At 65.8% G+C, this 5,902-nt stretch carries 4 protein-coding genes; 2 read left to right on the top strand and 2 right to left on the bottom strand.

Annotated elements, in window-relative coordinates; translation table 11 throughout:
- Both AC1D00_RS23310 and AC1D00_RS23305 read left to right on the top strand, forming a co-directional pair.
- Positions 1-206: hypothetical protein (locus tag AC1D00_RS23310; protein WP_477012273.1), on the top strand; the 206-nt coding region annotated here is incomplete at its 5' end.
- A 5-nt stretch (positions 207-211) separates the two neighbouring features.
- Entirely contained in the window at positions 212-2,233 is a 2,022-nt protein-coding gene (locus AC1D00_RS23305) for a YgiQ family radical SAM protein (protein ID WP_477012272.1), read from the top strand.
- Positions 2,234-2,381: 148 nt separating this feature from the next.
- On the opposite strand, the gene AC1D00_RS23300 is transcribed toward AC1D00_RS23305, so the two are convergent.
- On the bottom strand, positions 2,382-3,197 hold the full coding sequence (locus AC1D00_RS23300; protein ID WP_477012271.1) for an outer membrane protein: 816 nt from the start codon (positions 3,195-3,197) through the stop codon (positions 2,382-2,384).
- 43 nt (positions 3,198-3,240) lie between these two features.
- Positions 3,241-5,902, bottom strand: a 2,662-nt coding sequence (locus tag AC1D00_RS23295) for an autotransporter outer membrane beta-barrel domain-containing protein (protein WP_477012270.1), incomplete at its 5' end; no start/stop codon positions are given.

Raw genomic sequence — 5,902 nt, 5'->3', positions numbered from 1 at the left:
GTGCCTGGGTCAGAATGCTCGCGAAGGGCGGTTGGTTCCCGCAAATGAACCACAACGCTGAGCCGTCGGCCCGTATGTGGACCGTGTCACAGTCTGTAGCCCCGCGCGCGATTGGCGCTGCCGAATTGCGCGCCACGCGGGAACCGGAATCGACGAAGACCGGCCATCGATCGGTTGTATTCGCGCCTCCGGAGTCCTATGCGTAGGCCCCATGGACATCCAGATCATCACTGCCGAAAAGCCCCTGATGGCCCGGGCCCGCCCGCGCAAGCCGGCGCCGTTCCTGCCCATGAGCCGCACCGAGATGGACGCGCTCGGCTGGGATGCCTGCGACATCGTGCTAGTGACCGGGGACGCCTACGTCGACCATCCAAGCTTCGGCATGGCGATCATCGGCCGGCTGCTGGAGGCGCAGGGTTTTCGGGTCGGCATCATCGCGCAGCCGGACTGGCACTCTGCCGAGCCGTTCAAGGCGTTAGGCAAGCCAAAGGTTTTTTTCGGCGTCACCGGCGGCAACATGGACTCCATGGTGAACCGTTACACCGCGGACCGCCGCCTGCGCCATGACGACGCCTATACGGCGGGCGGCGAAGGCGGCAAGCGGCCGGACCGCTGCACCATCGTCTACGCCCAGCGCTGCCGCGAGGCGTTCAAGGACGTGCCGGTCGTACTCGGCGGCATCGAGGCCTCGCTGCGCCGGATCGCGCATTACGACTACTGGTCCGACAAGGTGCGCCGCTCGGTGCTGGCCGACGCCAAGGCGGACCTGCTGCTCTACGGCAATGCCGAGCGCGCCGTCGTCGAGGTGGCCAATCGTCTGGCCGCCGGCGAAGCGCCGCGCGAGCTTAGCGATATCAGGGGCGTCGCGCTGTTCCGTCGCGTGCCCGAAGATTACAGCGAGCTGCACGCCGACGATCTCGATTCCGCCGATGAGGGCGCAACGCGCCAGAAGGGCGCCACCGTCATCCGTCTGCCGGCGCTCGAGCAGGTCGAGCAGGACCGCGAGGCCTATGCGCGCGCGTCACGCGTGCTGCACCGGGAGAGCAATCCCGGCAATGCGCGGCCGCTGGTGCAGCGTCACGGTGATCGCGATCTCTGGCTGAACCCGCCGCCGATCCCGCTGACCAGCGACGAGATGGACGCGGTCTACGACCTGCCCTATGCRCGCGCCCCGCATCCGTCCTACGGCGACGCCAAGATCCCGGCGTGGGACATGATCAAGTTCTCGGTGACGATCATGCGCGGCTGCTTCGGCGGCTGCACCTTCTGCTCGATCACCGAGCATGAAGGCCGCATCATCCAGAACCGCTCGGAAGGCTCGATCCTGCGCGAGATCGAGAAGATCCGCGACAAGACACCGGGCTTCACCGGCGTGATCTCCGACATCGGCGGCCCCACCGCCAACATGTACCGGATGGCGTGCAAGGACCCCAAGGTCGAGGCCGCGTGCCGGCGGCCGTCCTGCGTCTTCCCCGAGATCTGCCCGAACCTCAACACCTCGCATGACGATCTGATCAGGCTCTATCRCAAGGTGCGCGAGACCAAGGGCATCAAGAAGGTGATGGTCGCCTCCGGCGTGCGCTACGACCTCGCGGTCGAGAGCCCGGAATACATCAAGGAGCTCGTCACCCATCACGTCGGCGGTTACCTGAAGATCGCGCCTGAACATACCGAGCGCGGCCCGCTCGACAAGATGATGAAGCCGGGCATCGGCGCCTACAACCAGTTCAAGCGGATGTTCGATGCCGCCGCCGAGCAGGCCGGCAAGAAATATTACCTGATCCCGTATTTCATCGCGGCGCATCCGGGCACGACCGACGAGGACATGATGAACCTCGCGCTCTGGCTCAAGAAGAACCGCTACCGCGCCGACCAGGTGCAGACCTTCCTGCCCTCGCCGATGGCAACCGCGACCGCGATGTACCACACCGGCGTCAATCCGCTGCGCGGCGTGCGCCACGGCGGCAGCGACAAGGTCGAGGCGATCAAGGGGCTGCGCCAGCGCCGCCTGCACAAGGCGTTCCTGCGCTACCACGACCCCGACAACTGGCCGGTGCTGCGCGAAGCGCTGAAGGCGATGGGCCGCGCCGACCTGATCGGCTCGCGTCCCGACCAGCTCGTGCCTGCGCACCAGCCACCCGGCACCGGCAAGGCCGCCGGCACGCGGCGCCCGGTGCGCCCCGGCGGTAAGACGCAGCGGTTCACGACCAAGGGTCTGCGGGTGATGAAGTAGCGGCAATCGGAATGCGATCAGGTTTCGGCCTGACGCTTGCGTGCCCCAAAACAAAAAAGTCGAAAACAACCCCATGCACAGTAGCCGGCGCTAGCGGGATCAATGGCTTAGGCGGGTTGTGAATCCGCCGCCTTTTGGCTTCCGGCGCTCAGTACTTGGCGACCACTGGTCCGGGCGTGAACTGGTAATTGAAGCCGGCACGCAGGACATGATCGTGGAACTTGACCGTAGTCTCGTTGGCAGTCCCGCCGAAGGAGGTGGCCGACCTCAGATCGAGATAGAGGTATTCGAGTTTTGCTGACCAGTTGCGGTTGAATTTCTTTTCGAAGCCGGCCCCTGCGGTCCAGCCCCAGCGAGTCTGGCTCTCTGAGACCGTCGCACCGACAACCGTAACCGGCGCTCCGGCGGGAGCGTTGTTACCGTCGAACAGTTGCCCGGTCAGCGTCGCCTGAGTTCCGAACTTGACCTCTCCGACCGCCAGCCCCCCGGTCGCATAGAGCAGCAGGCTGGGATCGGCCAAAAGTCCGGCGCGACCGCGGAAGGTTGCAAACCACGGAAAATCAGTGCTGCTGTTGGCAGTGCCGGTAAGGCCAACCGAACCGATCCTGACCGCCGCCAGCGTGTCAATCGAACGGCCGCGCTCGCCGGTGCCTTGAATATCGGCCTCGACACCCAGGACCCATTTCGGATCGACCTGCCAGTTGTAGCCGATCTGACCGCCGCCAAGCCCCCCATCAACGTTCTGTCCGATGCTCACAGCAAGCGGGGTGGTCGGCAGGACCGTGGCGTTGGAGCGGCCCCAACTATAGCCGCCGTTCAACCCCGCATAAAACCCCGTCCAATTGTAGCCGGGATCGACCATCGGCGGCGCCTTGACGTAGGGCCTCGGCGCCAGGTCGGCAGCCATCGCGCCCGTTGCAAGCAGCGACACCGCCGCCGCCATTCCAATCATGATCCGATTCACCAAAAACTCCTCAACACGAACGCCTGAAAGCTGTTGGTGCACTTCACCACTGATATCTGGCGATGCCTTTGCCGGCGTAGCTGCGGGTGACGTTGGAGAACTCACCCTCGAAAGTGCCGGACAGCGAAACGCCGTTCAGCCATTTCAGCTCCGCTGCGCCCGTAAGCAGCGCGGCATCGTGCGCGGATGCCGCGCCGTTCACCACGAAGCTCGCGCCCGGCAGGGTCTGGAAGGTGGCGGAGATCCCGCGATCCGGATTGACGTCGTGCGCCCAGGCCGCACGGCCGCGCAGCGTGAGGATCGCGGTCTCCAGCGCATAGGATCGATCGGTGCGCAGGCCGAGCTCGCCGCGCGCAGCGGTGACGTCCCTGCCGGCATAATTCAGCGCGAAGGTGTTGGCGCCGGAGATCGCCTGCTCGCCATAGCCCGGCAGGTACAAACTGGTGAATTGCGCCGCCGCATACGGTGTGATCCCCATCCAGGGCGTGGCATAGCGATAACCGCCTTCGAGGCGTCCCGACAGCGCGTTGGCCTTGAACCGGGCACGCAGATGGTCGGCACCCGCGATGGTCACCGTGCGATCCGTCGTCACGTCCTGCCAGCCATAGGCGAACGCACCGGCAACGTAGGCATTGCCCGTGGTGTGGCGCGCGTACACGCCGGCCTGGAACAGGTCGGAGCTGCCACTGCCGAGCCCATTGGCGACACCAAAACTGGTGCCGCCGCCGCCGAGCGCAAAGCMGACCAGCGTGTTCGGCGATATCTGGTAATCGGCGCCCGCGGCCACGCCGGCGATGCGGCTGGTCGCGGTGTTCGAGCCGACCACCGCATTGCCGTCGGTGGTCTGCGAGCCGCCATAGCCGGCGGCCCACACGCTCCAGCGCTGCGTGAACGAGTCCCCGGCACCATGCGCCTGCCGGCCGATCGCCGCATAGGCGTCGCGACCCGCGTTCGCACGTGCGGCGGCGCCATCGTCGGCATATCGCGATGCGCCGCCCGCGGGCGCGGCCGGATCGTTGCGGTTGCCGAAGAACGGATCGAGCAGCGTGTTGAGGAACTGGCCCATGGCGTTGAAGGTGCCTTGCTGGGCGCCGGTGGCGACTTCGCCGGAGGCCTGCGTCAACCCGTTGAGGAGGTTCTGGCCCGTCGCGTTGAACAGCGTGTTGAAGCCGGTCGTCATCGAGCCGCCCGCGAGCAGCGCGTTGTCGATCCCTGCGGCGACATTCTTCTGGTTGACGTTGGCGAAGCCGGGCAGCGACGGCGACAGCAATCCGGGATCGAGCGTCAGCAACTCGTTGTTGCCCGACTGGGTCACCCGCGCGTTGCGGGCGTAGGCCGGGTTGCTTATCGAGATCGAATCGAACGTCCCGGTCGTGTTCGACGAAGCAACAATGACGTAGGTCGTGGTCGTCGCGACACGGCCGGTCATGTTCACCGCAAGGGTGCCGGCGAGCTGCGCCGCGCCTGCCACCACGGTCTTGCTGGCGGATGTGCCGGAGACTTCGACCATGTAGGTCGCGGCCGTGGTCAGCACCAGATTGCCCGCGATGGTCAGCGTGCCGATCGAGTTCGGACCGACCGCATTGCCCGGCGCCAGCGTGCCGCCGTTGATCGTGGTGTCGCCAACGACGCCGATGCCGCCCAGCGTGCCGCCGGTGTTCACAGTGGTCGTGGAGTTCGAGATCGAGCCGTTCACCGACAGCGTGCCGCCATCGACGGTCGTCGGTCCCGTATAGGTGCTGTTCCCGGTGAGGATCGTGGTGCCCGACAATTGGTTGACGGCGCCATTGCCGACGATATCCGGCGAGAACAGATAGCTCGCCGAGGTGTGATTGAAATTGATCGCGCCAGTGCCGAGGCCGAACTGGACCGTAGCTGCCATCAATGTGCCGGGCGCCGTCGCCGCCGAGCCCGACGCCGCACCGATGTTGAGATTGCCGGTAGAGCCGGCCTGATTGGCGATCAAGACCTGGCCATTGGCGGAAACCGCGCCGCCATTGGCGATCGTGAGCGAGCCTGTGCCAGCGTCACCGATCGCAAGAAACGACTGATTGGTCCAGGACGAACCCGCGCCGTCGACGGCGACGCTGCCGTTTGAGCCGCCGAACGCGCCGATCAGCCCGTTGATGTTGAGCACGCCGCCACCATGCGTGACCGCGACCGAGCCGGTGTTGTTCACGCCGACAAAGAGGTCGCTGACGTACCATGATGAGCCGGCGCCGTCGATCACGGCCGATCCGCTCCCGTGGCCAACAACGCCAAGCGCACCAGCATTGGTCACGACCGTGCCGCCGTTGGAGATCATCAGCGTTCCCCTGCCACCGTACCCGAGCGCCAACATATTGCCGGTGTTCAAGCTCGACTGGGCGCCGTCGACGAGAACTGAACCGGTCGAGCCGGCCGCCTGGCCGACATACGCGTTGCCGCTGGCGACGGCGCCGCCATTTTTGATGTTGAGGGTGCCGGTTCCATCCGTGCCGACCGATAAGACATTGCCAGAGCCCTGTACGCCCAGGGTTGAGCCTGCTCCATCGACCAGAACGGTGCCGGTTGCGCCGGCATTGGTGCCGATATTGACGACAGCCCCCGGGCCCAACGCCGGACCGCTCGTCACAAGGCCGCCATTCGTGATCTTCAGCGTGCCTGTGCCAGAGTAGCCGACATCCAGCCCGGCGGTGTTGATCCAGGTCGAACCGGCGCCGTCG

It is taken from the genome of Bradyrhizobium sp. P2_E8, from assembly GCF_056403875.1.
This window is presented reverse-complemented; position numbering and strand designations above follow the sequence as displayed.